Genomic DNA, 23,831 nt, shown 5'->3' with positions numbered 1-23,831 from the left:
GACGGTTACAGCGCCAAGCGCATCACGGTCAACTCCGCGACGGCGAGCTCCCAGACCGGATCCTTATGACGGTCGATGCCGTCGGCGGCATATGGCGTTATGCGATGGATCTTGCAGGCGAGCTGCGCCACGGCGGGGTCGAAACGGTGTTTGCAGGTTTCGGACCGTTGCCGTCGGCCCATCAGAGGCGCGAAGCTCTGTCGATCGGCACCCTTATCTGGTTGGAGGCTCCGCTCGACTGGACCGTCGATCAGGAGGGGCGGCTGGTCGAGATCCCGAAGCTGCTTCGCAGACTGGTGGAGGAATATCCCGTCGATCTCCTGCACCTGAACTTGCCGTCACAGGCCGCCGGCCTTGCGATCGGAATTCCAATCGTCGCGGTTTCGCACTCCTGTATCGCGACATGGTTCGATAGCGTGCGCGGCTGCGGCCTGCCCCACGGCTGGCGTTGGCAAAACCGGCGCAATCGCCTTGGCTTTGATCGCGCCGACATCGTGCTCGCACCGAGCCGAAGTCATGCCGATGCGCTGCGCCGCTGTTATGGCCAGATTACCAATCTCGAGGTCGTTCATAATTGCAGCCGCCTCGTGCCTTTGCCTGCTCCCAAGAAGGATTTCGTTTTCGCCGCCGGACGCTGGTGGGACGAGGGCAAGAATGGCGTCGTTCTCGACCAGGCTGCGGCCTTCGCCGATTGGCCCGTCGTCATGGCAGGGGCTGCGGCGGGACCAAGCGGGCAGCTGTTTAAAGCCCAACATGCCGAAGTTGCCGGCGAGCTGACGCACGAGGAGACGATGGTGCTGATGGCCTGCGCGGGAATTGTCGCTTCGCCATCTCTATACGAACCGTTCGGGTTGGCCGCACTGGAAGCGGCGCGTGCTGGCGCGGCACTCGTCCTTGCCGACATTCCCACCTATCGGGAGCTGTGGAACGGGGCGGCTATCTTTGCCGATCCGCGCGCTCCGCGCGCCTTTGCGGCCGCAATCAACCAGCTCGCTGCCGATCCGGTCATGCGGCTCGACCTCGGCCTTCTGGCGCGGCGACGCTCCGGCGAATTTTTACCCGACGTCCAGTGCCACGCGCTGCTGGATGTCTATGCACGCGCGATGCAGCACAGGCACAAGTTGACTGCGGCGGAGTGAACAATGAAGTTCCTGTTTTATACCCATTCGCTGATATCAGACTGGAACCACGGCAACGCCCACTTTCTAAGGGGCGTCATGCGCGATCTCATCCGTCGTGGTCACGAAGCGCTGGCGCTCGAACCGGAAAATGCCTGGAGCCGACTAAACCTTCTCGCCGATCAGGGCCCTCAGGCACTTGAGGACTTCGAAAAGGCTTTTTCGCAACTGCGCTCGCGCATCTACGATAGCGGCTTTGATCACGAAGCGGCAGTCGGCGAGGCCGATGTCGTCATCGTCCATGAATGGACAGATCCTGCACTCGTCGCCCGGCTCGGCCGGGCCCGACGGAACGGCGGAAAATTCACGCTTGTCTTTCACGACACGCATCACCGTGCCGTTTCGGCGCAAGGCGATATCGCCGCTCTTGATCTTGAGGACTACGACGTCGTCCTTGCCTTCGGCGAAACGCTTCGGCAGCGCTATCTGCGCTCCGGGTGGGGCAGGAACGTCTTTACCTGGCATGAGGCGGCGGACGAGGCGCTGTTTTACCCGATGCCGGAGGTTGAAAAAACCGGCGATCTGATCTGGATAGGAAACTGGGGAGACGACGAGCGCAGTGCCGAGATCGCGGCCTTTCTGGTGGAGCCTGTCCGGTCAATCCGTCTGAAAACCACCGTACGAGGCGTCCGCTATCCGGATCATGCCCTGCGGGCATTGGACGGCGCGGGGATCGTCTATGGCGGCTGGATCGCAAATGCATCGGTGCCACGCGCATTTGCAGAAAATCGCGTGACCATGCACATACCTCGCCGGCCTTATGTCGACGCTCTGCCTGGCATTCCCACCATTCGCATATTCGAGGCTCTTGCCTGCGGCATTCCATTGATATCGGCACCGTGGGACGACGCCGAAGGATTGTTCCGCCCGGGCAAGGATTTCCTCTTTGCCCGCGATGGCCGGGCAATGAGGCGGCTGCTCATCGACGTGCTGCGGGATCGAGCATTCGCCGCCGATCTTGCGGCTTGCGGCATAGAGACAGTTCACGCCCGCCACACCTGCCGCCATCGCGTGAATGAACTCCTCGACATCCTCGCCACGCACGGCACCCATCGCGTCACCAGCGCTATCAGCGGAAGGGAGGCTGCGCAATGAAAATCGCCTTTTACGGATCGAGCCTGGTTTCGGCCTACTGGAACGGCGCGGCTACGTATTACCGCGGGCTGCTGCGGGCGCTTTCGGCCAAGGGCTACGACATCACTTTCTACGAGCCGGATATCTACGACCGTCAGAAGCATCGCGATATCGAGCCACCGGACTGGTGCAACGTGGTCGTCTATGAGGGCACGGTCGAGGCGCTGAAGAATGCCGCCGTCGAAGCCGGGAACGCCGATATTGTCATAAAGGCAAGCGGCGTCGGATTTGAAGACGACCTCCTCCTGCAGGAAGTCATGCTGGCGGCGCGTCCAGGCGCACTGAAGATCTTCTGGGATGTCGATGCGCCGGCCACCCTTGCAGCACTTCGTGAACAGCCTGATCAGCCGTTGCGGCATGCGCTTCCCACTCTCGATCTCGTGCTGACCTACGGCGGCGGCAATCCCGTCGTCAAAGCTTACCGCACCATCGGCGCCAGGGACTGCATTCCAATCTACAATGCGCTCGACCCTGAAACCCACCATCCTGTCAGACCTGATGCACGGTTTGCCGCCGATCTCGCCTTTCTCGGCAACCGCCTTCCGGACCGGGAAGCACGTGTGGAATCCTTTTTTTTGGAACCTGCCGCGCGGCTGGAGGATCAGGTTTTCGTGCTCGGCGGTTCCGGCTGGCACGGCAAGCCGATGCCGCCGAACGTCAAATACATCGGCCACGTCCCGACCTGCGACCACAACGCCTTCAATGTCACGCCAAAGGCCGTCCTCAATATCTCGCGCGCCAGCATGGCGGCAAACGGCTTTTCACCGGCCACGCGGGTCTTCGAAGCAGCAGGGGCAGGGGCATGCCTCATGACGGACGACTGGGAAGGGATCGAGCTTTTCCTGAAGCCCGGCGAGGAGGTGCTCGTTGTCCGCGACGGGAAAGACGTCGCTGACCTTCTGGCCAATCTCAGCCACCAACGAGCCGGAGAAATCGGCAGGCGCGCATTGGAGCGCGTCTTGCGGGAGCACACGTACGACCATCGCGCCAACGAAGCAGACCGCATCTTCCGATCGCATCCGCACCGGATGGAGGCCGCCGAATGACCCGGCACCTCGATATCGTCGTTCTCGGCCTCTCGCTCTCCTCCTCCTGGGGAAACGGTCACGCCACCACTTTCCGCGCATTGCTACGCGGCATGAACGCGGAAGGGCACGATGTCCTGTTTCTGGAGCGCGACGTTCCCTGGTATGCGAGCCAGCGCGACCTGCCGGCGCCGGATTTCTGCGAGCTGTCCTATTATAACGGCATTGAAGAACTCGTCTCCCGCTTCGGCGACAGGATGAAGCGCGCCGATGCCGTCATTATAGGCTCTTACGTGCCCGAAGGCATTGCCGTCATCGACATGGTTGCAGCCCTTGAGCCGAACCGCCTCTGCTTTTATGACATTGATACTCCGGTCACGCTCGCGTCACTCGATCGCGGCGACGAACAATACCTGGCACGCCGGCAGATCGCGCGCTTCGACATCTATTTCTCCTTTTCGGGCGGTCCTATGATTCTCGGCCGGCTTACGAAATCGTATGGCGCACGGCGGGCCGAAGCGCTCTATTGCTCGGTCGATTCCGAGCGCTACCGCAATACAGGCGAGCCGCTTGCATGGGATCTTGGCTATCTCGGCACATACAGCCCCGACCGTCAGGCAGCGCTTTGCCGCCTTCTGATCGAACCGGCAAGCCAATTGCCCCACATGCGCTTCGTCGTTGCGGGTCCGCAATATCCGGAAGATACGACGTGGCCCGATAACGTCGAGCGGATCGACCACCTGCCGCCTTCCGAGCATCCGTCCTTCTATAGCCGGCAGCGCTTCACGCTGAACATCACTCGCGCCGACATGATCGCTGCGGGATGGTCGCCGAGCGTCAGGCTGTTCGAAGCCGCAGCGTGCCAGACCCCGATCATCAGCGACTTCTGGGAGGGGCTCGACGAACTGCTGCCGGAAGGAACAGCCGCCATCGTCGCCCGCAATACTGCTCAGGTTGTCGCGGCATTAACCGGGCTTGGCACAGAGCGCCGCAAGGCCATGGCAGATGAAGCGTACAAAAGGGTCGCCAGCCACCATACGGGTTTGGCACGCGCCAAGGAATTTGCCGCGATGCTCGCAGATAGCGGCATCGAACGGCAAGATCACCGGATTTCCGCTTGAGTTCAAAAGGAGAAAAGGCCGATGCTGGATAGGACCAAAGCAGGGAAGGGCAAAACCATTCTCGTCGCCGGCGGCGCTGGCTTCGTCGGATCGCACCTGTGCGATGCGCTGCTTGCTGCCGGCAACCGCGTCATCTGCGTGGACAGCTACCTGACCGGTTCGCCGATCAACGTCGCTCCCCTGCAGAACCACCCGAAGTTCAGCCTGATCGAGCAAGATATCTGCGACGAGCTTCAGATCGGCGAGCCGCTCGATCAGGTCTATAATCTTGCCTGTCCGGCTTCGCCTCCACTCTATCAGGCCGACCCGGTCCATACCATGATGACGAGTGTCGCCGGCACCGGAAAGCTGCTGCGGCTCGCCGAACGCCATGGCGCAACGTTCCTGCAGGCATCGACCAGCGAAGTCTATGGAGACCCGGAGGTGCATCCGCAGCAGGAGGACTATTGGGGGCACGTGAACTGCACAGGGCCTCGCGCCTGCTATGATGAAGGAAAGCGGGCCGCAGAGACGCTCTGCTTCGACAGCCTGCGTGCAGGCCGGGTCGATGCTCGCGTCGTGCGCATCTTCAATACCTACGGCCCGCGCATGAAACCCGAGGACGGCCGCATCGTTTCCAATTTCATCGTTCAGGCACTCCGCAACGAGGCTCTGACGATCTACGGCACCGGCGAACAGACAAGAGCGTTTTGCTACGTCTCCGATCTCATCGATGGTCTGGTACGGCTGACGAATATCCAACCCAATCCCGGCGTGCCGGTCAACATTGGCAATCCTGGTGAATTCACCGTTGCCGCACTGGCTGAAATGGTGCTGGCCATGGTGCCGACACGATCAAAGGTCGTCTACAAGCGGTTGCCTGCCGACGATCCGCAGCGCCGCCGTCCGGACATCACAAGAGCACGCATGCTTCTGGGATGGGAACCGAAGGTTCCACTTTCGGAAGGCTTGCCGCAGACGATCGCCTGGTTTGAGCAGACGCTCGCCGAACGTACGCTGATGCGCCGCGCCAAACGGCGAGAAGTGGCCGTAAATCGTGCAGCCAGCCGAGCGATGGGCATTTGATCATGAACTTCAGCATGACGGACAGGGAAGATCTTGAACGCCAGATCAGGGCGCTCGGGCCATGGTTTCACAATATTCGCATCCAAGGCGTCGAGACCGCCCCTGATCACTTTCTCGGCGATTATCCGAGCTTCAAGTGGGCGGGCTTCAAGCATGTCGTACCCGATGATCTGGAAGGGCGCAGTGTCCTCGACATTGGCTGCAACGCCGGCTTCTATTCGCTTGAGATGCGCCGCCGCAACGCTGGGCAAGTGGTGGCGATCGATTCTGACGCGCGTTATCTGGAGCAGGCGAGATTTGCGGCAGATCGCACAGGCGCGGACATCGATTTCCGGCAGATGTCCATCTATGACGTCGAAAAGCTAGGCGAGAAATTCGACCTCGTGCTTTTCATGGGCGTTCTTTACCATCTGCGTCATCCCCTGCTGGCCCTCGATCTCCTCTACGAGCATGTCGTCGGCGAGACGATGCTGTTTCAGTGCATGCAGCGCGGCGATGACACCATCTCTCGCCTCGAGGGAAACTATGACTTCTCACGGTGGGACATGTTTGAGCGATCGGATTATCCGAAGCTGTTTTTTGTGGAAGAACGCTATTCCGACGATCCGACGAATTGGTTCATTCCAAATAGAGCCGGCATCGAGGCAATGCTGAGGAGCTCAGGTTTCAACATTGAGCAGAACCCCGAGCGTGAGGTTTATCTGCTCAGCCGCGGCAAACGGCACTACGCGGTTGAAGCTCCGCCTGCGATCTCGAAGGCATGAACATTCCCGTTCGACCGACCAGGACCTCCACTCTTGAACTGGCACCGGGCGCTTTTTGTCCTGGAATGTCTAAATCAATCGGCCGCAGGCGGGGTCCCAGCGGACGTCCTCCGCCAAAGGTGGGTGTTCCCGGGGCCTCTCTATGATTGTTTCGGCCATGAAAAATGCATCTTGGGCCCGCAATTCCTCGCTTGGAAGACGCGCCCGGGCCCGAGGTTGCGATGCAGACACCGAGATCCCCTGAGAATTTCGCATAGGCTGAAGCCATGAATGCCGCCATTTCCTCGTGACGGGCATGAATGAACGAGACCTTGTCATGCGCGCGGTTCAGGGCGCCGAAGACGCCGTTGATGCCGTCGCCGGGATAGCCGAACATATGCTTCACGCCCCATTCGTTGAGACGCGAGACAATAAAATCGCCAACGGTGATTGCCAGGTCATCGGCAATGGCGGGAACAATCCAGGTCGCTGGAGGTTAGCCGGACATGCTCAAGTGAATCTCGAATGGAGGATTTCATGAGTGCTTCGAACACGACGACGGATCACCAAGAGATCCGCAACTGGGTGGAAGCCCGACAGGGTCATCCGGCTCGGGTGAAAGGCCGGGAGCCGGGAGGTATCCTTCGCATCGATTTCGGGGAACCCGAAGAATCGCTGGAGAAAATTTCCTGGGACAAGTTCTTCGAAATCTTCGACGAAAACAAGCTCGCCTTCCTCTATCAGGAAAAGACGGACGACGGCCGAACGAGTCGGTTCAGCAAGTTCGTGGCACGCCACTGAAGCCGACCCGAGTGGCCCGCACGAAGGGAGCCGATCATGACAGCGACCAAACATCCGAAGACCCGCAAGCCGAGCGATCGCGACCTGAAGGAAGATCCCGGCATCGGCCGGTCCAAAGGCCTTTCAGAACCAACGGATGACGAAGCCCTGCAGGGAGAAAATACGATTGAAGGCGATGTCGCCAATGACACCACGCCGCAGGGCGGTATCAATCCAAGGCAGCGCGGGAGAACAAATAAGTAAGGCAATAGGTGTCAAAAGCAATCCAGGCGCCTGCGCCTCAGTCCCGCGTGATAGCAGTATCGCCAGGCAATCCCATTGCACCGCGCGGTCTCAAAGCGCGCTTATTTGATGGCATATGCGCTCTTGCCGATTTTCCGGGCGCGTGTGCAAGCATGTCACCGAGTGAGTGTCGCAGCCGCTTCGCGCTGACGGGGTGCCTGAGACGCGCGCGCATGGCGAAAACTTGAACGATCCTCAGGCCAACGGGCTGACCGGGGCGCAGTCTGCAAGCTGTGTCTCCTTGAAATTGGCGCTGACCCAGATCTCGTCTGGTACGAACATCGCAACGGCCTGGCCGGCTTCGATATATTCACCTTTCGATCCGCTGAGGCGGGCCACGCGGCCCGGCTGGGCGGCAGTGACGGTCGTATATTGCAGGTTCTGGCGGGCAGCCTCCACCTGCGATTTCGCTTGAGCGAGACTTGCGATGGCACTTGCTTTCTGCGCCTCGGGCGCCGCCTTGTTCTTCGCAGCCGAGGTAACCTTCGCCTGGACCTGAGCAAAACTCGCCTCGGCCTGCCGCAGCGTCGAACCCGACTGTTTCGGAGCCTGCTGCGAGCCGGCGCCGCTTTTGACCAGCTGTTGCTGGCGATTGGCGTCGTCTCTTGCGAACTGGAGTTCGGCGGCGGCCGAGTTCAGTTATGCCTTCGCCTCGTCAATCGCTGCCGCGCCGGCTGCAATCTGCGCCACGACGGCCCTAATCGCGGCACTGGCAACTCCGACCTGCCCATTGGCCTGTTCCAGCGCGATCTGGTAGTCTCGAGGATCAATTTTCAGGATCACGTCGCCTGCCATGACGTGCTGGTTGTCGGTAACGGCAACCTCCGACACATAGCCGGAAACCTTGGCCGCCACCGAAAAGCGCCGGGCCTCCACAAAGGCATCATCCGTCATTTAATATGGATGGAAATAGACGAGCCAGATGAAATAACCTGCGATCGAGAGCAGCAGCAAAGAACCTATGACGAGAACGACCATCAGCGGATGGCGGTGAAGGAAAGAGCGATTGTCCTCCTTCTCGTGTGCATCCATTTGCTGTTGGGTCCTTTCCGCAGGAACCTCCCGCGGATATTCCGTTTTCTCGGCTTTCTGAGAGGTGCGCTGATCCAGGGACACGTGAGATTCCCGCGTTTTGGATTGAGCAAAAAGGCTAGCGCCGACTAGTTCTTGCGACGAAAGCCGGAGAAAAATGCGATCCGGCTTTTTCATTCAACGCGGTGCAGCCGCTACCGATTCTTCTTAGTCTTGAAAGCGTCAGACACCTTCCTGACCTTAGGATCGTTCAAGTTTTCGCCATGCGCGTCGCGGTCGCGTTCAGGGTTATCCTTGGCCGGCAGATATCCGGAGGGCTTTGTCGCGGGAGGGCCTTCCCAGCGTGGCGACTGATCCGTCGTGCCTGGCGTACCATCTCTCGGCTTCTTGATTGCCATAGCATGCTCCTTTCGTTGCGGAACGAACACGGCAGTCGAGCAATTGTTCCGATTGCTTCACCTTCGGCCGCTATGCACTCAACCAAGCTACGCTCGCGCCGATCGGCCGGAGCTGCTGCGTCTGATAGCGGATCTTCAGCCCGGCGAAGTCGTAATCGCGGAAAAGATCGACCGCATCAGTCGTCTGCCTTTGCCCGAGGCTGAAAAGCTGATCGAGACAATTCGGGATAAGGGCGCACGCCTTGCCGTGCCCGGTATTGTGGAACTTACCGACATCGCGGCGGGTGCTGACGGCATTGCGAAGATTGTAATCGAATCTCTCCAAGGAATGCTGCTGAAGCTCGCCCTGCAAATGGCTCGGGACGATTTCGAGGATCGCCGTGAACGCCAGCGGCAGGGCATCGAACTGGCAAAGGCGAGCGGCAAGTATGCCGGTCGTCAGGCAGACCAGGTGACACATGAACGCATATTGTCTTCCGGTCTAGCGGCAACAGCATCAGCAGGACGGCCAAGCTGACCGGATGTAGCGAAGCCCAGGTGAAGCGCGTTTGGGCTCGACGTCAAAGGGAAAGCACGAAGACGGAAATCTTGTCTCAGATATATCCGCTGTTTTTTGGATCAGCCGCATCCTGAGATGTTTCCTGGCTTCAATGGTCCATTTCGGCATTATTGATTTGAATCAAAGAACCCGCCGAAGGAAAGGTTCAATACTAATCTATCATCATGGCTGTACGGACAGCCGCGATGGAGGATCGTTCAATGGCGAACATAACCTTGCAGTCCCATCCCGAAGCATCTCCGGCGACGCCGGCGCATGTCTCCGTCCCGATCCTTGGCGCAACACTTGCCGCCTTCGCGGCCACATCGTTCCTGCTTTGCATGCTTCTCGGCATCGTCGCTCCCGAATGGGGCCTGCACAGGCCCTGGCTGCAGTTCTATCTCGGCCTGACGGGCTTCGATCTCAGAAGCTTGGCGCTAGGCCTCCTTCAAAGCGTCATCTTCGGCGGATATGCAGGAGCATTGATCGCTGCGATCTTCAACTTCATCAGCCGGCGCTTCGGCTGAGCAGGGGAGCGGAGCCCACATGGTCGCCGACCGTCGCAAGTTCGCATGGGTGAACGCAGTGCTGACCTTCCTGGTCGCACTCGCGCTTCTGCTTGCGCCCGCGGCCACAGCGCAGGCGATGCAGTGCCATGAACGCCCGACCCACGGGCACGCCGGGTTCGAGCATTCCTCCTTTGTGACAAAGGACGCCCACGTCTCGCTCCAAGGCGGCCTTCACACTCCTGATCACAAGCCCTGCTGCGCAGTCCCATGCGGCTTCTGCATCGTCCTGGCCAGCATGGACAGGACGGGCGCTCCCGCAGCCATAGGTTCCTTCCTCCGTTTCGCATGGGGCGACCAGACCGGAAGCGGTCTGGCGCTCCCGCCCACGCTCGGTCCTCCTCGTCTTCCGGTCTGAGGACACCAGAAGCCGCATTCGTTGCGGCTTCTGGTCGCTTCCACGGGCTTCCTCCTCTGGGTGCCCAAGACCAATGGTCGGCTATGCCGACCCGGAACCAAGGACCGCACCACAATGAAACGTCGTGACTTTCTCAACGGCCTGATGGTCGGCGCAGCAGCGCTTGGAACATCGCCCGCCCTTCATCCGATCCGCACCTGGGCACTGGACAGCGCCGCTAAACCGTCGGCTTCGCCGCGTGCCCTGTCCGTCGGCTACCGGACCATCGACGTTAAGGGCAGAGCCGCCCGCGTCTTCGGGCTTGTCCAGCCCGACGGCAGGCCGGGTCTGGCGCTGGAGGCCGGAACCGAATTCGACGTCGCGCTGTCCAGCGCCATCGACGAGCCGACGCTGATCCACTGGCATGGTCTGACGCCGCCGTGGGCGGCCGACGGCGTGCCGGACAATCCGGCGGCACTGCTGCAGCCGTCCGAAACCCGCCGTTACACCTTTCCGGTCGGCGCCGGCGGCACGCACTGGATGCACGCCCACACGCTGCAGGAGCAGAACCTGCTCGCCGCCCCGCTGATCGTGCGGACCGCCGACGACCTGAAGCGGGACGAGCAGGACGTCATCGTCCTGCTGCACGACTTCTCCTTCCTGTCAGCGGAGGAACTGCTGGCGAAGCTGAAGGGGAATGCCGCGCCCGGCGTCATGCCGATGGATCACGGTTCGATGAAAGGAATGGCCGGCATGCAGCATATGGGCATGGCGATGCCGGGAATGGCGGCCATGGACCTCAATGATATCGACTACGACGCCTATCTCGCCAACGACCGCGCGCTCGACGATCCCGAAGTCGTCAGGGTCGACAAGGGCGGCCACGTCCGCCTGCGCATCATCAACGGCGCGACGGCGACCGCCTTCACCATCGACACCGGCCGCCTTTCCGGAGAACTGGTCGCCGTCGATGGGCAGGACGTGGCGCCGGTCGCCGGGAAGTCGTTCCCCATCGCCATGGGCCAGCGCCTGGATATCCGCCTGAGCCTGCCGAAGCAGGGCGGGGCGTTTCCCGTCCTTGCCCTTCGCGAAGGTGCTGCGGAACGCACGGGCGTCCTCCTGGTCACTGCAGGCGCGGAGATCCGCAGGATTCCGGTCGCGGGCGAAGCGAAGGGGCCGGTTCTCGGGCTCGATTTCGAACAGCGGCTGCGCGCTGTCAGTCCCCTGGGGGCACGTCCGGCGGACCGCCGCTTCGAGCTCTCGCTGACGGGCAACATGGCCGCCTATACCTGGGGCATCGATGGCGCTGACGGTCTTCTCGTGAAGCGTGGCGAGCGGATCGAGGTCGCCATCAGCAACACGTCGATGATGGCGCATCCGATGCATCTGCACGGCCATCATTTCCAGGTAACCGCCATCAACGGGACGCCGCTTGCGGGCGCCGTGCGGGATACGGTCCTGGTGCCGCCGATGGCGAGCGTCACCTTGGCCTTCGATGCCAACAATCCTGGCCGCTGGCCGCTTCACTGCCATCACCTCTACCACATGGCGACGGGCATGATGGCCTACGTCACCTATGACGGCATGGGCTGACGCGATCTCCGAGACCGCGAACCCCTTTCTGCAACTCTATGGAATCGAGGCATCCTCATGGATCAGAACCATCCCTCTCCGTCGGCATGGAGCACGTACAGCCGAACCGTCTTTATCGCCTTCGCCGTCATCGCGGCAGGGCTCGTCGCCTACGAGCACCGCGTGCACGTCCTCGGCATCCTGCCGTGGCTTCTCATCCTGGCCTGTCCGCTCATGCACATGTTCATGCATCACGGACACGGCGGCCATTCCGGCCACCACGATCATTCGGGTCGCGATGCGCGCATGACGCAACATAAGGAGACGGACGATGTCTGACACCCCGGCCTACGGGCTCTGGAGCCTGGTGATTATCAATTCCGTGGTGTTCATTGTCTTCGCCGCAAGCTTCATGAGGCTTGACACAAAGCGGGACTGGCGAACGCTCGGAGCGTTCTCCGCCTTCGTCGTCGCGCTTTTCACGGAGATGTACGGCTTTCCGCTGACCATCTATCTTTTGTCGGGTTGGCTCGGTCGCCAGTTTCCAGGTATCGATTTCTGGTCGCACGACGCTGGCCATCTGCTCGAGATGATGTTCGGCTGGCGCGTCAACCCGCATTTCGGGCCGTTCCACCTTCTCAGCAACACCCTGATCATCGCGGGCTTCTGGCTGCTCGCCTCAAGCTGGCACGTGCTCTACGCCGCGCAGTGTGACCACCGTCTGGCGACAACCGGACCATATGCCCGCGTCCGCCATCCGCAATACGACGCCTTCGTCGTCATCATGATCGGATTCCTACTGCAATGGCCGACCGTGGTAACGCTCGTCATGTTTCCGGTGCTGGTATGGGTCTATATTCGCCTTGCGGACCGCGAGGAGGGGGCCTCGCGGGCCGAGTTTGGAGCCAAATGGGACGCCTATGCCAGGACCGTTCCCCGCTTCATCCCAAGCCTCGGCCGCGGAACGGATGCCGCCGGCAGCCATCGAGGAGGAGCCGTCCATGACTGACCACAACGTCCAGCAGGGCCATGCCCATGGCGGCCATCACCATCACGAGGAAGAAGCGGTTTCCAAGCCGGGGGCCCCAGAAGGTGCGATCTATATTTGCCCGATGCATCCGCAGATCCGGCAGATCGGCCCCGGCACCTGTCCGATATGCGGCATGACGCTCGAGCCGGAGGTCACCACGAGGGAGACCGGACCAAGTGCCGAACTTGTCGATATGACGCGGCGGTTCTGGATCGGACTGGCCTTGTCGCTGCCCGTTCTCGCGCTCGAGATGGGCGGCCATCTCACCAACCTGCACATGTTGCTCGGAGCGCAGCTTTCCAACTGGATCCAACTCGTGCTGGCCACGCCCGCGGTTCTATGGGCCGGATGGCCGTTCTTCAAGCGCGCGTGGGCCTCGCTCGTCAACCGCAGCCTCAACATGTTCACGCTGATCGCGATGGGCACGGGCGTGGCCTGGATCTACAGCGTCGTCGCTACGGCCGTGCCTGGCATCTTCCCGGCCACGTTCCGCGCTGTCGACGGTTCGGTCGCGATCTATTTCGAGGCAGCGGCGGTCATCACCGTACTCGTGCTGCTGGGCCAGGTTCTGGAACTGCGGGCGCGTGAGCAGACCGGCGGCGCCATCCGGGCGCTGCTCGACCTCGCACCGAAGATGGCACGCCGCATCAAGGACGACGGCTCCGACGAGGACGTCGGGCTGTACGCCGTTGCGGTCGGTGACCGCCTGCGCGTCCGTCCGGGCGAAAAGGTGCCTGTCGACGGCGAGCTCGTCGAGGGGCGCAGCTCCGTGGACGAATCCATGATTACGGGCGAATCCATGCCGGTCACGAAGGACGTCGGCGCGAAGGTGATTGGGGGCACCATGAACCGGAGCGGCGGCTTCGTCATGCGGGCCGGCAAGGTCGGGCGCGACACGATGCTGTCGCAGATCGTCCGCATGGTCGCAGACGCCCAGCGTTCTCGCGCTCCGATCCAGCGTCTCGCCGACCAGGTATCGGGCTGGTTCGTCCCGGCGGTGATCCTAATCGCGGTCGCCGCCTTCGTCGCCTGGGGCGTATGGGGACCGGAACCGCGCTTTGCCCACGGCCTCGTCGCCGCCGTCGCCGTGCTGATCATCGCCTGCCCATGTGCTCTCGGACTGGCGACGCCGATGTCGATTATGGTGGGCGTCGGGCGCGGTGCGCGAATGGGCGTCCTCATCAAGAACGCCGAGGCGCTGGAGCGCTTCGAAAAGATCGACACGCTGATCGTCGACAAGACCGGCACACTGACGGAAGGCAGGCCGAAGGTAACCGAATTGAAGGCAGTCGGAGGAATAGACGAAGCGGAACTCCTGAGGCTGGCCGCAACGCTCGAACGTGCCAGCGAACATCCCCTTGCCGCGGCCATTGTCGCAGCGGCGCAGGAGAGGGGCATTGCCCTGAGCGAGGCCCGCGAGTTCGACAGCCCCGTCGGCAAAGGGGTTACCGGTACGGTCGATGGCAGGAAGCTGGTCATCGGCAGCCACCGGATCATGGCTGAGGCAGGCGTCGATCTTGCCGCTCTCATGGCCGAGGCCGACGCGCTGCGCGGCGAGGGCGCGACAGTGATTTATGTCGCCATCGACGGCAAGGTCGGCGGTCTTGTCGCCATCGCCGATCCGATCAAGGCGACGACGCCCGAGGCGCTGCGCTCACTCAAGGAGGAGAACATCCGCGTCGTTATGCTGACCGGCGACAACAGGACGACGGCGCAAGCGGTGGCGCGCCGGCTCGGCATCGACGAGGTGGAGGCGGAGATCCTGCCGGAAGACAAGGGAAAGGTGGTCGCCAGGCTTCGAAGCGAAGGACGCGTCGTCGCAATGGCCGGCGACGGGGTCAACGACGCCCCGGCGCTTGCCGCCGCCGACGTCGGCATCGCCATGGGTACGGGAACCGACGTCGCGATCGAAAGTGCCGGCGTGACGCTGCTCAAGGGCGACCTGCAGGGCATCGCCAGGGCGCGCAAGCTCAGCCATGCCACGATGAGCAACATCCGCCAGAACCTGTTCTTCGCCTTCATATACAACGCAGCCGGCGTGCCCATAGCAGCCGGCGCGCTCTATCCGGCCCTGGGGCTGCTGCTCTCACCGATCATCGCGGCCGCCGCTATGGCGTTGTCCTCTGTCAGTGTCATCGGCAACTCGCTGCGGCTGCGCCGGTCGTCCTTGGACTAGGCCGCCGGCGCCTGCTGGAGGATGATCTGTGAATGCCTGTCCTGCGCAGGATAGAGGACGCAGGTGGAAGAAGACCACGCAAAAGGAGAATGGACATGACGACAACAAGATTGCCACATGCGGCCATGCTGGCCATGCTGGCCACGCTGATCGCTGTCGGCGGAGCTGGTGTCGCGCTCTCACAAACGAACGAAGCCGACCCGCATCATCCTGCGACATCGGCGCAGGCGTCCGAGGCGGACGAGGGAACAACGGGTCAGGGCCAAGGGGCAATGCCCGGCGGTCCCGGCATGATGCCCGGCGGGATGATGGGGCGGGGCATGATGAGCATGCCGATGATGGACATGCGCGGGCATATGATGAAGATCATGTTTGCTGTCGCGGACTCCGACGGCGACGGTGCGCTTTCCTTCGAGGAAGTGACGACGATCCATAAACGCATTTTCAACAGTGTCGATGCCGACAAGAACGGCAAGGTCACGCCTGAGGAGATGCAGGCGTTCATGCGCGAGTAGCGAACCGCCGGGCGAGGTGCTCCCTTCGGGGGCGTGATCCATGGTCGCGGTGTTACCAAGGATACGATAAGATCGGTTTGCATTGACCATGGAAGGGGGCGATGTTGCGAGTCCTTCTGTTCCTGATCCTGTATGGGCAATCCGCGCCCCTTGCGGCCGCGCCCGGACCTGCCGTCCATACCGCTTCGTTCGGCGGCGGCCGGTCGGTCAGCCTGAAGTCAGAGGCGGTGCTGTTCCTCGCAAGATGAGCTAGCTATTTGCCAGCCTATTGGGCCATCCGGCGCAGCTCAATCCGAGCCATGGCGCATGGGGGTATACCCTATTTGACCATCAGGAGAGGCAATGCACATCGCCCGAGTGTATCTGCGCGTAAGTACTCAAGGACAAGACCTGGATCGCCAAGAGACGATCATCGGCGACGCGAAGCAGGCCGGTTACTATGTCGCCGGCGTCTACCGCGAGAAGGCCTCAGGCGCTCGCGCCGATCGGCCGGAGCTGCTGCGCCTGATCGCGGATCTTCAGCCAGGCGAAATCGTCATCGCCGAAAAGATCGACCGCATTAGTCGGCTGCCATTACCTGAGGCCGAGAAGCTGGTCGCGGCGATCTGGAGCAAAGGTGCACGCTTGGCCGTGCCCGGCGTGGTGGATCTCAGTGATCTCGCTGCCGGCGCGGATGGCGTTGCCAAGATCGTGCTCGAGGCAATCCAGGACATGCTGCTGAAGCTGGCGCTGCAAATGGCTCGGGACGATTTCGAGGATCGGCGTGAACGCCAACGGCAAGGCATTGATCTGGCGAAATCGACCGGCAAATTGGGAGGAAATAGTATTGCCCGGACAGCGAAGCTCGCCGGTTGTAGCGAAAGCCAGGTCAAACGAGTTTGGGCTCGTAAGGGCGCCAATGCAGGTTGAATCTAACTACCTTTACTCCACCCTTTGCGAGAGGATCGTAGAGCACGTTTTCGTTGGGGATGCCCTCCGGGAGCTGTGGCGAAAAGGCGTCTACGATGTTGAGATGCTGCGCTCGGAATTTGATGCTCACGGATACGATCTCGTCATGTCTCGAGGGAAGGTCGTTCGCCACATATGGCGGCCGGCTTCACGTCGGAATTAGCACTCATTGGTTCATCGTTGCCAGATCGATAAACTTACGCACTTTGGGAGCAAATACGGAAACCGCCCCCCCTTTCGGGGGCCGATGAAACCCTAATGACCTGCGGTGAAGATCCGCCATGGCTTAGAGGCCGGATTTTACCAGCCTCGCTGCGATCTGTCTTTCCGTCACGATTTGGTTGCACTCGGCTCAGGGTTTTCCATCGAACAGCGCGTGCCTTTGGTATAGACCGTAGCCGCTTTTTGCGATTTTGTGCATGTCTTGCTGAGCGCGCTGGTTCCCGGCGTCAGGTGAAACCATTCGAAACATCGTCATAAGGGAGGGAACCGATGATCGACGCACTTCTGGACAAGATGACCCTTGAAGAGCAGGTATCCCTGTTGTCGGGCGCGGACTTCTGGACGACGGTTCCGATCGAGTGGCTCGGCATTCCAAAGATCAAGGTAACCGACGGGCCGAACGGAGCGCGCGGCGGCGGATCGCTTGTCGGTGGCGTGAAATCGGCCTGTTTCCCGGCCGCGATTGCGCTCGGCGCGAGCTGGAATCCGGAGCTGGTGCGGGACATGGGCACCGCTTTGGCCGAGGAGGCGCGCTCCAAGAGCGCCCGCGTCCTGTTGGCACCGACAGTCAATATCCATCGCTCCGGCCTGAATGGCCGCAATTTCGAATGCTATTCCGAAGATCCGCATCTGACGTCCGAACTGGCTGTCGCCTATATAGAGGGCGTCCAGGGTGGCGGGGTCGCGGCAACCGTCAAGCATTTCGCAGCGAATGAATCCGAAATCGAACGCCAGACCATGTCGTCCGATGTCGACGAGCGGGCGTTGCGCGAAATCTATCTGCCGCCCTTCGAAGCGGCGGTGAAGAAAGCTGGCGTCATGGCGGTGATGTGCTCCTATAACCGCCTGAACGGCACCTATACCAGCGAGCATTCCTGGCTTTTGACCGAAGTGCTGCGCGAGGAGTGGGGTTTCGAGGGCATCGTCATGTCGGACTGGTTTGGCTCTCATTCGACTGGTGAGACCGTCAATGCAGGGCTTGACCTAGAAATGCCGGGTCCGGCGCGCGATCGCGGGGAAAAGCTCGTCCAGGCGGTAAAAGACGGCAAGGTGAACCCCAAGACCGTGCGGTCATCGGCCCGTCGCATGCTCTTGCTTCTGGAGCGCGTCGGCGCATTCGCCGATCCGCTGATGACTGATGAGAAGGCCGAGGACCATCCGCATCATAGGGCGCTCATCCGCAAGCTCGGCGCTGAGGGCGCCGTGCTCTTGAAGAATAATGGCATCCTGCCGCTCGACAAGTCATCGCTGGACAGGATCGCCGTTCTCGGGCCGAATGCCGATGAAGCCCGCGTCATGGGTGGCGGCAGTGCTCAGATCAACGCCCACTACAAGGTCAGCCCGCTCGAAGGCATCCGCAAGACGCTTTCCGGCGCCAACAGCGTGTTTCATGCCAGGGGCGTACAGAACAATCGTTTGACCCGGCTGTTCTCCGGTCCGCTCGCTGTAGAATTCTTCGCCAGCACCGATTGCAGCGGCCCTGTTGTCTGGCGTCAGGATGGCACGGCGGGTGAGTTCTTTTGGTTCGATCTGCCGGATGTGGTCGACCGCAAGAGCTTCTCTGCCCGGGTCACCGGGAGCTTCAAGCCCGAGACAAGCGGCGAGCATGTCTTCGGCATGACCACCGCCGGCCTCGGCAAGCTCTTTGTCGATGGTCATCTGTTGGTGAATTGCCAGGATGGCTGGCAGAAAGGCGACAATTTCTTCGGTCTCGGCAATGTCGAGGTACGCAACGAAATGACGCTTGAGGCCGGCCACGTTTACGCGGTGTCGATCGATTTCCGTACACTCGACGAAACCTTCGAAGGGATCGCCTTCAGCGCCATCCGCTTCGGTGTCGAAGTGCCTCTGGGTGATGACGCTGTCGAGGAAGCGGTAAGCCGCGCCCGCGAATGCGATGTGGCAGTGGTGTTTGCCGGCCGCGAAGGCGAGTGGGATACTGAAGGCCGCGACCTGCCCGGTCTTTCCTTACCCGGTCGCCAGGACGAGATGATCGCCCGCATCGCTGCGGTCAATCCGCACACGGTCGTTGTCCTGCAGACCGGCGGGCCGATTGCCATGCCGTGGCTTGGCGACGTCGCAGCCGTCCTGCAGATGTGGTATCCGGGCCAGGAACTCGGCAATGCTGTGGCCGACGTGCTGTTCGGCGATGTCGAGCCGGGCGGCCGCCTGCCGCAAACCTTCCCGAAGTCGCTTGCCGACAACTCGTCCTTTACCGACGATCCGCTGACCTATCCGGGCAAGGACGGCCATGTCGTGTATAGCGAAGGCATCTATGTCGGCTATCGCCATCACGACACGCGCGCGATCACACCGCTTTTTCCATTCGGCTATGGCCTTGGCTACACCAGCTTCGAGTGGAGCGCGCCGCGGCTCTCCTCATCAACGATCGGAGAAGCGGGCGTTTCAGTCGAGGTGGACGTGACGAATACCGGGGCTCGAGCCGGCTCGGACGTCGTGCAGCTCTACGTTCGTCCGATCGGCTCAAAGATCGACCGGCCAGACAAGGAACTGCGGGCCTTCGGCAAGCTGCGTCTGGCGCCGGGCAAGAAGGGGACGGTCAGCCTCGGGATACGCCTGCGCGACCTCGCTTATTTCGATGTCGAAGCGAAAGCGTTTGTCGCACCAGCCGGCGAGTACGAGCTCGTCGTTGCGGCCCATGCGCTGGATATCCGCGGCACAGTCCGGATCGCCCTGTCCGAAACGTGGCTTGAACCTGAGCGGCCAGCGCCATTGCGAACCTAAAGCCACGGATCCGATGAGAATTCCGTTGTGCTTCAGACTGCGTTCATAATCAGGATCGTTCCTGCGATGAAGACGAATGCAGCTGCCGCAATCGCCGGGCTGATATTTTCACGGATGGTGGAGAACATCTGGCGGGCCAGTGTGCGCTGCACTTCAGTGTAGCGCGAGAACGCTACAGCCAAATGACCTTTCACAAGGTTTCGGAAGGTTGCCTAAAAGGTCATTAGGATCGAAAAAGCAACATTGCCCAAATGACCGTCATGTTCCAAAGAGTGCGGTTTCGGTGGGAAAAGCAACACTTCCGAAACCGCAGCTTAGTTCCATAATTCCTATTATGTGATATGTTATAACGTAACATAGAGACATCGATCCTTTCGCCACTTGAAAAGTCCTGCCTTCGGTGGTGTCGAGAGGCAGGACCATCGCCGAGATCGCCTTGCTTGAGGGCAAAAGCGTCCGCGAAATCGAGCTTTACCTGGAGCGTGCGCTCGTTGCGACTGCAGACGAACCCTTCGGCGGCTTCGCGCCAAAAGGAGACGTGCATCTGCGGTTCCTATTGCACGCGCTAGCCGCCACACGACAGTCGAAGGACACCTTGACAGCCATTCAATATACATTATATTATTATGTATATTGAATGAGGAGTAAGTCATGTCCGTCACTCGGATAACAGAGCAGCTTTGGGTTGGCGCACAGCCGGATATGGATGCGATCGGCCAGTTTGGCTCCCAAGGTTTCAAGACTTTGATCAACGTCCGTCCCGACCTCGAAGACGCCGATCAGCCTGGCAACGTCAGGGAACGAGACGCAGCCCGACGCGCCGGGATGAAGTACACCTTCATTCCCGTCACAGGTCCGTCGATCACTGAAGCTGATGTGCGCGCGTTCCAGAAGGCTTTCGTCGATGCGGGGGGAAAGGTGATGGCCCACTGCAAATCCGGCACCCGAGCGCTGCTTCTTCATGTCGTTGGCGAAGTCCTCGACGGCCGCATCGGGCAGAGTGACGTCGCGGCGTATGGCCGGAAGTACGGCTTTGACCTTTCGGCCGCGGAAAAATGGCTTTCGCGCCACTATTTGGTGCGGCCCGAGGTCAAGGGCTTTTTTGATCCGCGCACATGGAGCGTCCAATATGTGGTGTCGGACCCGACCACGGCAAAGTGTGCGATTGTCGATCCGGTCCTGGACTTCGATGAAAAGTCCGGCGCGACGGCAACCAAGAATGCGGACACCATCCTTGAATATGTCGCCACGAAGGGCCTCTAGGTCGAATGGATTCTCGACACCCATCCGCATGCGGACCATTTCTCCGCCGCCCAATACCTGAAATCGAAGACAGGCGCACCGACCGCGATCGGTGAACGCGTCGTGGATGTCCAGAAACTCTGGAAGGGCATCTACAACTGGCCCTCACTGGCCACAGACGGTTCTCAGTGGAACAAGCTGTTCGCCCATGGCGAGGAATTCACGGTCGGATCGATCAGAGGACGCGTGATGTTCTCGCCGGGCCACACATTGGCATCGGTGACCTATGTTATCGGAGATGCGGCCTTCGTGCACGATACAATCTTCCAACCAGACAGCGGCACAGCGCGCGCCGACTTCCCGGGCGGCAACGCATCCGACCTCTGGAATTCGATCCAAGCAATCCTGACGCTCCCGGACGAGACGCGCCTGTTCACGGGGCACGACTACCAACCGGACGGACGCCAGCCAAAATGGGAAAGCACGGTCGGCGAACAGAAGCGGCAAAACCAGCACATTGTCGGCCGCGATGTCGCCGGCTTCGTCAAGATCAGGACGGAGCGTGACAGGACGCTGCCGATGCCGAAGCTCATCCTGCATTCGTTGCAGGTCAATATCCGCGGCGGTCGGTTGCCCGAACCGGAGGATAACGGAAAACGCTACCTCAAGATTCCACTGGACGCCTTGGAGGGCGCTGCCTGGTGACGGACATGAATCCCGACAAGTCAGGCCAGCGCGTGGCGGACCTCACCGACCTGCAGGACAAAGCATCCGAAGTCTCGGAGCTTCTCAAGACGCTCGCCCATCCGATGCGGCTGATGATCGTCTGCACCCTTATCAAGGCCGAGTATTCGGTCAGCGAACTCGAAGAGAAACTCGACATCCACCAACCCAATCTCTCGCAGCAACTGACCGTTTTACGGGAGGCGGAGGTCGTCGAAACGCGCCGGGAAGGCAAACAGATTTACTACAAATTGACGGCACGGAAGGCGGAGCGTCTCGTTGGCGCGCTCTACGACATCTTCTGCGCCGACGGAGACATCGAATGATCGAATTTTTCCCATCATTGGCAGGCGGCATGCTCATCGGCCTTTCGGCGTCGATGCTCCTGCTCCTCAACGGCCGGATCGCTGGAATCAGCGGCATCGTCGGAAGACTGGCGCAGGGCTCGCATATGTCACCTTCCTGACCGCTGGCGTCGTGACCGTCAGTTTCATCAGAGGGTTTATGTCATGAGGAACAGCGTTCCCAAGATCGCGACGGCTTTGGTTTCCGGTCTTATATTCGGACTGGGTCTGTCGCTCTCCGGCATGCTCGACCCCGTGCGCGTGCAAGGTTTTCTCGATGTGTTCGGCGCGTGGGACCCGAGCCTGGCATTCGTTCTGGGTGGCGCTGTTGTCGTCGCCTTCCTTGGCGTAGCCGTATCCCGCCGTCTTTCGAAGCCAGTATTCGACAGGGAGTTCCACCTTCCCGGAACGCAGACGATCGATCGTCGTCTCGTGGTCGGTTCGGCCCTGTTCGGCATCGGCTGGGGCATTGCCGGATTTTGTCCCGGCCCGGCGATTTCGGCGCTCGCTTTGGGGAAGGTGGAGGTCATTGTCTTTGTTTTTGCGATGGTGCTCGGGATGGTCGCTCACGACAGATGGGCTGGGCAAGTCAATTGAACACGAGCATCATAGCGGCTGTCGTGTCAGGCGGCTTGGTGGGTTTCATGTTGGGACTGCTCGGTGGCGGAGGCTCAATCCTTGCCACTCCGCTTCTGCTCTACGTCGTGGGGGTCGCCCAGCCGCATGTCGCGATCGGAACAGGAGCGCTTGCCGTCTCGATGAACGCGTTCGCCAACCTCGCCTCACACGCCACGAAAGGCAAGATTTGGTGGCGCTGCGCCTTGGTCTTCGCCGCAATCGGATCGATCGGAGCGCTTGCTGGGTCGTCACTCGGCAAAGCCATGGATGGCTCCGCTCTCCTCTTCTTCTTCGGCATCGTGATGATTGTGATCGCGACTATCATGCTGCGTGGACAGAAGGCCGTGCATGCCGCTCCGCGGCCTGTTGATACGAGAATGTGCCTGACCACCACTGCCGTTGCGCTGGCGTCTGGCGTAGCGTCCGGATTCTTCGGCATCGGCGGAGGGTTCCTGATCGTGCCGGGCCTGATGGCCGCTACGGGCATGCCGATGATCAGCGCCGTCGGCTCGTCGCTGCTGGCTGTTGGTGCATTCGGACTGGCGACTTCAATCAACTACGCGATGTCGGGATTGGTCGACTGGACATTGGCGGCCCAGTTCATCAGCGGCGGCGTGGCCGGAGGCGTTTTGGGTATGTTGCTTGCGACAAGGCTTGCGGCCTACAAGAACGTGCTCAATAGGATTTTCTCGATACTCATCTATGCTGTCGCCGCCTGCATCCTTTACAAAAGCGGTTCAGCGTTCCTTGTGTGAGCGCCGCGATGAAGAGCATCAGGTCCACAGCGCTGTTAGCCGGCTGCCACTTTTTGAGAGGCGTAATGACCGCTTCGGGCCGAAAGGCGACCTCGCTCTCTTGACTGTCAGGATATGTTGCCGAGCTCGGCAGCTGCTTCCTTTGCGCCGATCTCGGGATCGCGCCGGAGCTGGAGCCACGGCCGGACCATGCGTCTTACCTCAGCTCGTGGCTGCAGGTTCTTTCCAACGACAAACGGGCTATCTTTCAGGCGGCGGCGCATGCCCAGCGGGCTGTCGGCTTCCTGCGCGGTCTCCAACCCATTCAGGCCGACGAGAGAGCGGCCGCGTAGAAATGCTAAGGTCGGTCGTTGTCATCCGCAACGGCAGACAGCCCTTTCGGCTCTCTCTCCCCCAAGGTGTTCTGATCGGACGTGAGGTCCAGCTTCCCCCAGATCGATGGTTTCCGGTCGGTGGCTTTCAGCTTTCGGGATTGCTTGATTTCGACGATAAACGGCTTTGTCTGCTGACGCATAGATCCTCCAGGCGACGAATCACGGTCCGACATTATCGCGTTGATAACAGGAGGCAACTGCCCGGGCGGCCGAGTTTGTCGCATCCAATGTCAGCGCTGTGACACCGAGACAGAGCAGCGGGTTCGCGGCTGCGATGTTCCGACATGGCACGCGCTGACGAGGCCGGCACGTCCAAGTTCCCTCCCATTGCTGTCATCGGCCACGTC

General features: G+C 60.9%; 28 protein-coding genes and 5 pseudogenes. 25 read left to right on the top strand and 8 right to left on the bottom strand.

Features of this window, described 5'->3' with window-relative positions; genetic code table 11:
* Positions 1-65 precede the first annotated feature (65 nt).
* The 6 genes from ACZ9BX_RS20245 to ACZ9BX_RS20220 are packed head-to-tail and all read left to right on the top strand — an operon-like array spanning position 66 to position 6,287.
* Positions 66-1,139, top strand: a complete 1,074-nt coding sequence (locus ACZ9BX_RS20245; protein ID WP_087003884.1) for a glycosyltransferase — start codon at positions 66-68, stop codon at positions 1,137-1,139.
* Between the two features lie 3 nt (positions 1,140-1,142).
* Positions 1,143-2,273, top strand: coding sequence for a CgeB family protein (locus ACZ9BX_RS20240; protein ID WP_087003827.1), 1,131 nt, complete (start codon positions 1,143-1,145; stop codon positions 2,271-2,273).
* The gene (locus tag ACZ9BX_RS20235) at positions 2,270-3,358 is read left to right on the top strand and encodes a CgeB family protein (RefSeq protein ID WP_087003830.1); all 1,089 of its coding nucleotides are present in this window, start codon (positions 2,270-2,272) and stop codon (positions 3,356-3,358) included. Before ACZ9BX_RS20240 ends, ACZ9BX_RS20235 begins: the two co-directional genes overlap by 4 nt.
* Positions 3,355-4,458, top strand: a complete 1,104-nt coding sequence (locus ACZ9BX_RS20230) for a CgeB family protein (protein WP_087003833.1) — start codon at positions 3,355-3,357, stop codon at positions 4,456-4,458. Before ACZ9BX_RS20235 ends, ACZ9BX_RS20230 begins: the two co-directional genes overlap by 4 nt.
* Before the next feature lie 21 nt (positions 4,459-4,479).
* Entirely contained in the window at positions 4,480-5,523 is a 1,044-nt protein-coding gene (locus ACZ9BX_RS20225) for a UDP-glucuronic acid decarboxylase family protein (protein WP_087003836.1), read from the top strand.
* 14 nt (positions 5,524-5,537) lie between these two features.
* Positions 5,538-6,287, top strand: coding sequence for a TIGR04290 family methyltransferase (locus ACZ9BX_RS20220; protein ID WP_425299087.1), 750 nt, complete (start codon positions 5,538-5,540; stop codon positions 6,285-6,287).
* Positions 6,288-6,483: 196 nt separating this feature from the next.
* On the opposite strand, the pseudogene ACZ9BX_RS20215 reads toward ACZ9BX_RS20220, so the two are convergent.
* Positions 6,484-6,723 (bottom strand): annotated as a pseudogene (locus tag ACZ9BX_RS20215) (thiamine pyrophosphate-binding protein); the annotation flags it as partial.
* An 80-nt stretch (positions 6,724-6,803) separates the two neighbouring features.
* Here ACZ9BX_RS20215 and ACZ9BX_RS20210 point away from each other — a divergent pair.
* Positions 6,804-7,067 (top strand): hypothetical protein, encoded by a 264-nt coding sequence (locus ACZ9BX_RS20210; RefSeq protein ID WP_087003887.1) that lies wholly within the window; start codon positions 6,804-6,806, stop codon positions 7,065-7,067.
* Between the two features lie 36 nt (positions 7,068-7,103).
* The gene (locus ACZ9BX_RS20205) at positions 7,104-7,310 is read left to right on the top strand and encodes a hypothetical protein (protein WP_087003842.1); all 207 of its coding nucleotides are present in this window, start codon (positions 7,104-7,106) and stop codon (positions 7,308-7,310) included.
* 234 nt (positions 7,311-7,544) lie between these two features.
* On the opposite strand, the gene ACZ9BX_RS20200 is transcribed toward ACZ9BX_RS20205, so the two are convergent.
* The 5 genes and pseudogenes from ACZ9BX_RS20200 to ACZ9BX_RS20180 all read right to left on the bottom strand — a co-directional run bounded on the left by ACZ9BX_RS20200 (position 7,545) and on the right by ACZ9BX_RS20180 (position 8,773).
* Positions 7,545-7,748 carry a hypothetical protein gene (locus ACZ9BX_RS20200; RefSeq protein WP_244564738.1) on the bottom strand — a complete coding sequence of 68 codons (204 nt, stop codon included), beginning with the start codon at positions 7,746-7,748 and terminating at the stop codon, positions 7,545-7,547.
* A 129-nt stretch (positions 7,749-7,877) separates the two neighbouring features.
* Positions 7,878-7,928, bottom strand: a pseudogene (locus tag ACZ9BX_RS20195) (hypothetical protein); the annotation flags it as partial.
* Positions 7,929-7,988: 60 nt separating this feature from the next.
* A complete protein-coding gene (locus ACZ9BX_RS20190) occupies positions 7,989-8,243 on the bottom strand; it encodes a biotin/lipoyl-binding protein (protein WP_244564739.1) in 255 nt (84 codons plus the stop codon).
* Entirely contained in the window at positions 8,244-8,381 is a 138-nt protein-coding gene (locus ACZ9BX_RS20185) for a hypothetical protein (RefSeq protein ID WP_244564740.1), read from the bottom strand.
* 194 nt (positions 8,382-8,575) lie between these two features.
* Positions 8,576-8,773: a hypothetical protein gene (locus tag ACZ9BX_RS20180; RefSeq protein WP_087003890.1), complete on the bottom strand. Its 198-nt coding sequence runs from the start codon at positions 8,771-8,773 to the stop codon at positions 8,576-8,578.
* On the opposite strand from ACZ9BX_RS20180, the gene ACZ9BX_RS20175 reads away from it, so the two are divergent.
* The 11 genes from ACZ9BX_RS20175 to ACZ9BX_RS20125 all read left to right on the top strand — a co-directional run bounded on the left by ACZ9BX_RS20175 (position 8,742) and on the right by ACZ9BX_RS20125 (position 19,428).
* Positions 8,742-9,296, top strand: coding sequence for a recombinase family protein (locus tag ACZ9BX_RS20175; RefSeq protein WP_425299088.1), 555 nt, complete (start codon positions 8,742-8,744; stop codon positions 9,294-9,296). The genes ACZ9BX_RS20180 and ACZ9BX_RS20175 overlap by 32 nt on opposite strands.
* A gap of 242 nt (positions 9,297-9,538) precedes the next feature.
* On the top strand, positions 9,539-9,844 hold the full coding sequence (locus tag ACZ9BX_RS20170; protein WP_087003845.1) for a hypothetical protein: 306 nt from the start codon (positions 9,539-9,541) through the stop codon (positions 9,842-9,844).
* A 19-nt stretch (positions 9,845-9,863) separates the two neighbouring features.
* Entirely contained in the window at positions 9,864-10,241 is a 378-nt protein-coding gene (locus ACZ9BX_RS20165; protein ID WP_087003848.1) for a hypothetical protein, read from the top strand.
* Positions 10,242-10,355: 114 nt separating this feature from the next.
* On the top strand, positions 10,356-11,813 hold the full coding sequence (locus ACZ9BX_RS20160) for a multicopper oxidase family protein (RefSeq protein ID WP_087003851.1): 1,458 nt from the start codon (positions 10,356-10,358) through the stop codon (positions 11,811-11,813).
* 57 nt (positions 11,814-11,870) lie between these two features.
* A complete protein-coding gene (locus ACZ9BX_RS20155) occupies positions 11,871-12,131 on the top strand; it encodes a DUF2933 domain-containing protein (protein WP_087003854.1) in 261 nt (86 codons plus the stop codon).
* Positions 12,124-12,801 (top strand): methyltransferase family protein, encoded by a 678-nt coding sequence (locus ACZ9BX_RS20150; RefSeq protein ID WP_087003858.1) that lies wholly within the window; start codon positions 12,124-12,126, stop codon positions 12,799-12,801. The genes ACZ9BX_RS20155 and ACZ9BX_RS20150 overlap by 8 nt, the downstream gene beginning before the upstream one ends.
* Complete coding sequence (locus ACZ9BX_RS20145) at positions 12,794-14,998, top strand: copper-transporting P-type ATPase (protein ID WP_165928318.1); 2,205 nt, start codon at positions 12,794-12,796, stop codon at positions 14,996-14,998. Before ACZ9BX_RS20150 ends, ACZ9BX_RS20145 begins: the two co-directional genes overlap by 8 nt.
* A 95-nt stretch (positions 14,999-15,093) precedes the next feature.
* Entirely contained in the window at positions 15,094-15,513 is a 420-nt protein-coding gene (locus tag ACZ9BX_RS20140; protein WP_087003860.1) for an EF-hand domain-containing protein, read from the top strand.
* Between the two features lie 101 nt (positions 15,514-15,614).
* A complete protein-coding gene (locus ACZ9BX_RS20135; RefSeq protein ID WP_165928319.1) occupies positions 15,615-15,761 on the top strand; it encodes a hypothetical protein in 147 nt (48 codons plus the stop codon).
* 94 nt (positions 15,762-15,855) lie between these two features.
* Entirely contained in the window at positions 15,856-16,422 is a 567-nt protein-coding gene (locus ACZ9BX_RS20130) for a recombinase family protein (RefSeq protein WP_087003863.1), read from the top strand.
* 531 nt (positions 16,423-16,953) lie between these two features.
* Positions 16,954-19,428 (top strand): glycoside hydrolase family 3 C-terminal domain-containing protein, encoded by a 2,475-nt coding sequence (locus tag ACZ9BX_RS20125; RefSeq protein ID WP_087003866.1) that lies wholly within the window; start codon positions 16,954-16,956, stop codon positions 19,426-19,428.
* A 32-nt stretch (positions 19,429-19,460) separates the two neighbouring features.
* Here ACZ9BX_RS20125 and ACZ9BX_RS20120 read toward each other — a convergent pair whose 3' ends face one another.
* The gene (locus ACZ9BX_RS20120) at positions 19,461-19,610 is read right to left on the bottom strand and encodes a hypothetical protein (protein ID WP_280173985.1); all 150 of its coding nucleotides are present in this window, start codon (positions 19,608-19,610) and stop codon (positions 19,461-19,463) included.
* Positions 19,611-20,079: 469 nt separating this feature from the next.
* Between ACZ9BX_RS20120 and blh the strand changes: the two are divergent.
* The 6 genes and pseudogenes from blh to ACZ9BX_RS20090 form a co-directional block, all read left to right on the top strand.
* Positions 20,080-21,375, top strand: a pseudogene (blh, locus tag ACZ9BX_RS20115) (bifunctional sulfur transferase/dioxygenase Blh).
* Between the two features lie 5 nt (positions 21,376-21,380).
* Complete coding sequence (bigR, locus tag ACZ9BX_RS20110; RefSeq protein WP_087003896.1) at positions 21,381-21,719, top strand: sulfite-sensing transcriptional repressor BigR; 339 nt, start codon at positions 21,381-21,383, stop codon at positions 21,717-21,719.
* Positions 21,716-21,850: pseudogene (locus ACZ9BX_RS20105) on the top strand (YeeE/YedE family protein); the annotation flags it as partial. The gene bigR and the pseudogene ACZ9BX_RS20105, both read left to right, overlap by 4 nt.
* Before the next feature lie 52 nt (positions 21,851-21,902).
* Entirely contained in the window at positions 21,903-22,334 is a 432-nt protein-coding gene (locus ACZ9BX_RS20100) for a YeeE/YedE family protein (protein ID WP_087003869.1), read from the top strand.
* Entirely contained in the window at positions 22,331-23,110 is a 780-nt protein-coding gene (locus tag ACZ9BX_RS20095; protein ID WP_476220105.1) for a sulfite exporter TauE/SafE family protein, read from the top strand. Before ACZ9BX_RS20100 ends, ACZ9BX_RS20095 begins: the two co-directional genes overlap by 4 nt.
* A 116-nt stretch (positions 23,111-23,226) precedes the next feature.
* A pseudogene (locus ACZ9BX_RS20090) lies at positions 23,227-23,442 on the top strand (zincin-like metallopeptidase domain-containing protein); the annotation flags it as partial.
* A 5-nt stretch (positions 23,443-23,447) separates the two neighbouring features.
* Here the strand turns inward: ACZ9BX_RS20090 and ACZ9BX_RS20085 are convergent.
* Positions 23,448-23,624 (bottom strand): hypothetical protein, encoded by a 177-nt coding sequence (locus ACZ9BX_RS20085; protein ID WP_476220104.1) that lies wholly within the window; start codon positions 23,622-23,624, stop codon positions 23,448-23,450.
* Positions 23,625-23,831: the final 207 nt, after the last annotated feature.

It is taken from the genome of Rhizobium sp. USDA 3886 (genome assembly GCF_056279785.1).
The sequence above is the reverse complement of the archived record's forward strand: the minus strand, read 5'-3'. Positions and strand labels throughout refer to the sequence as shown.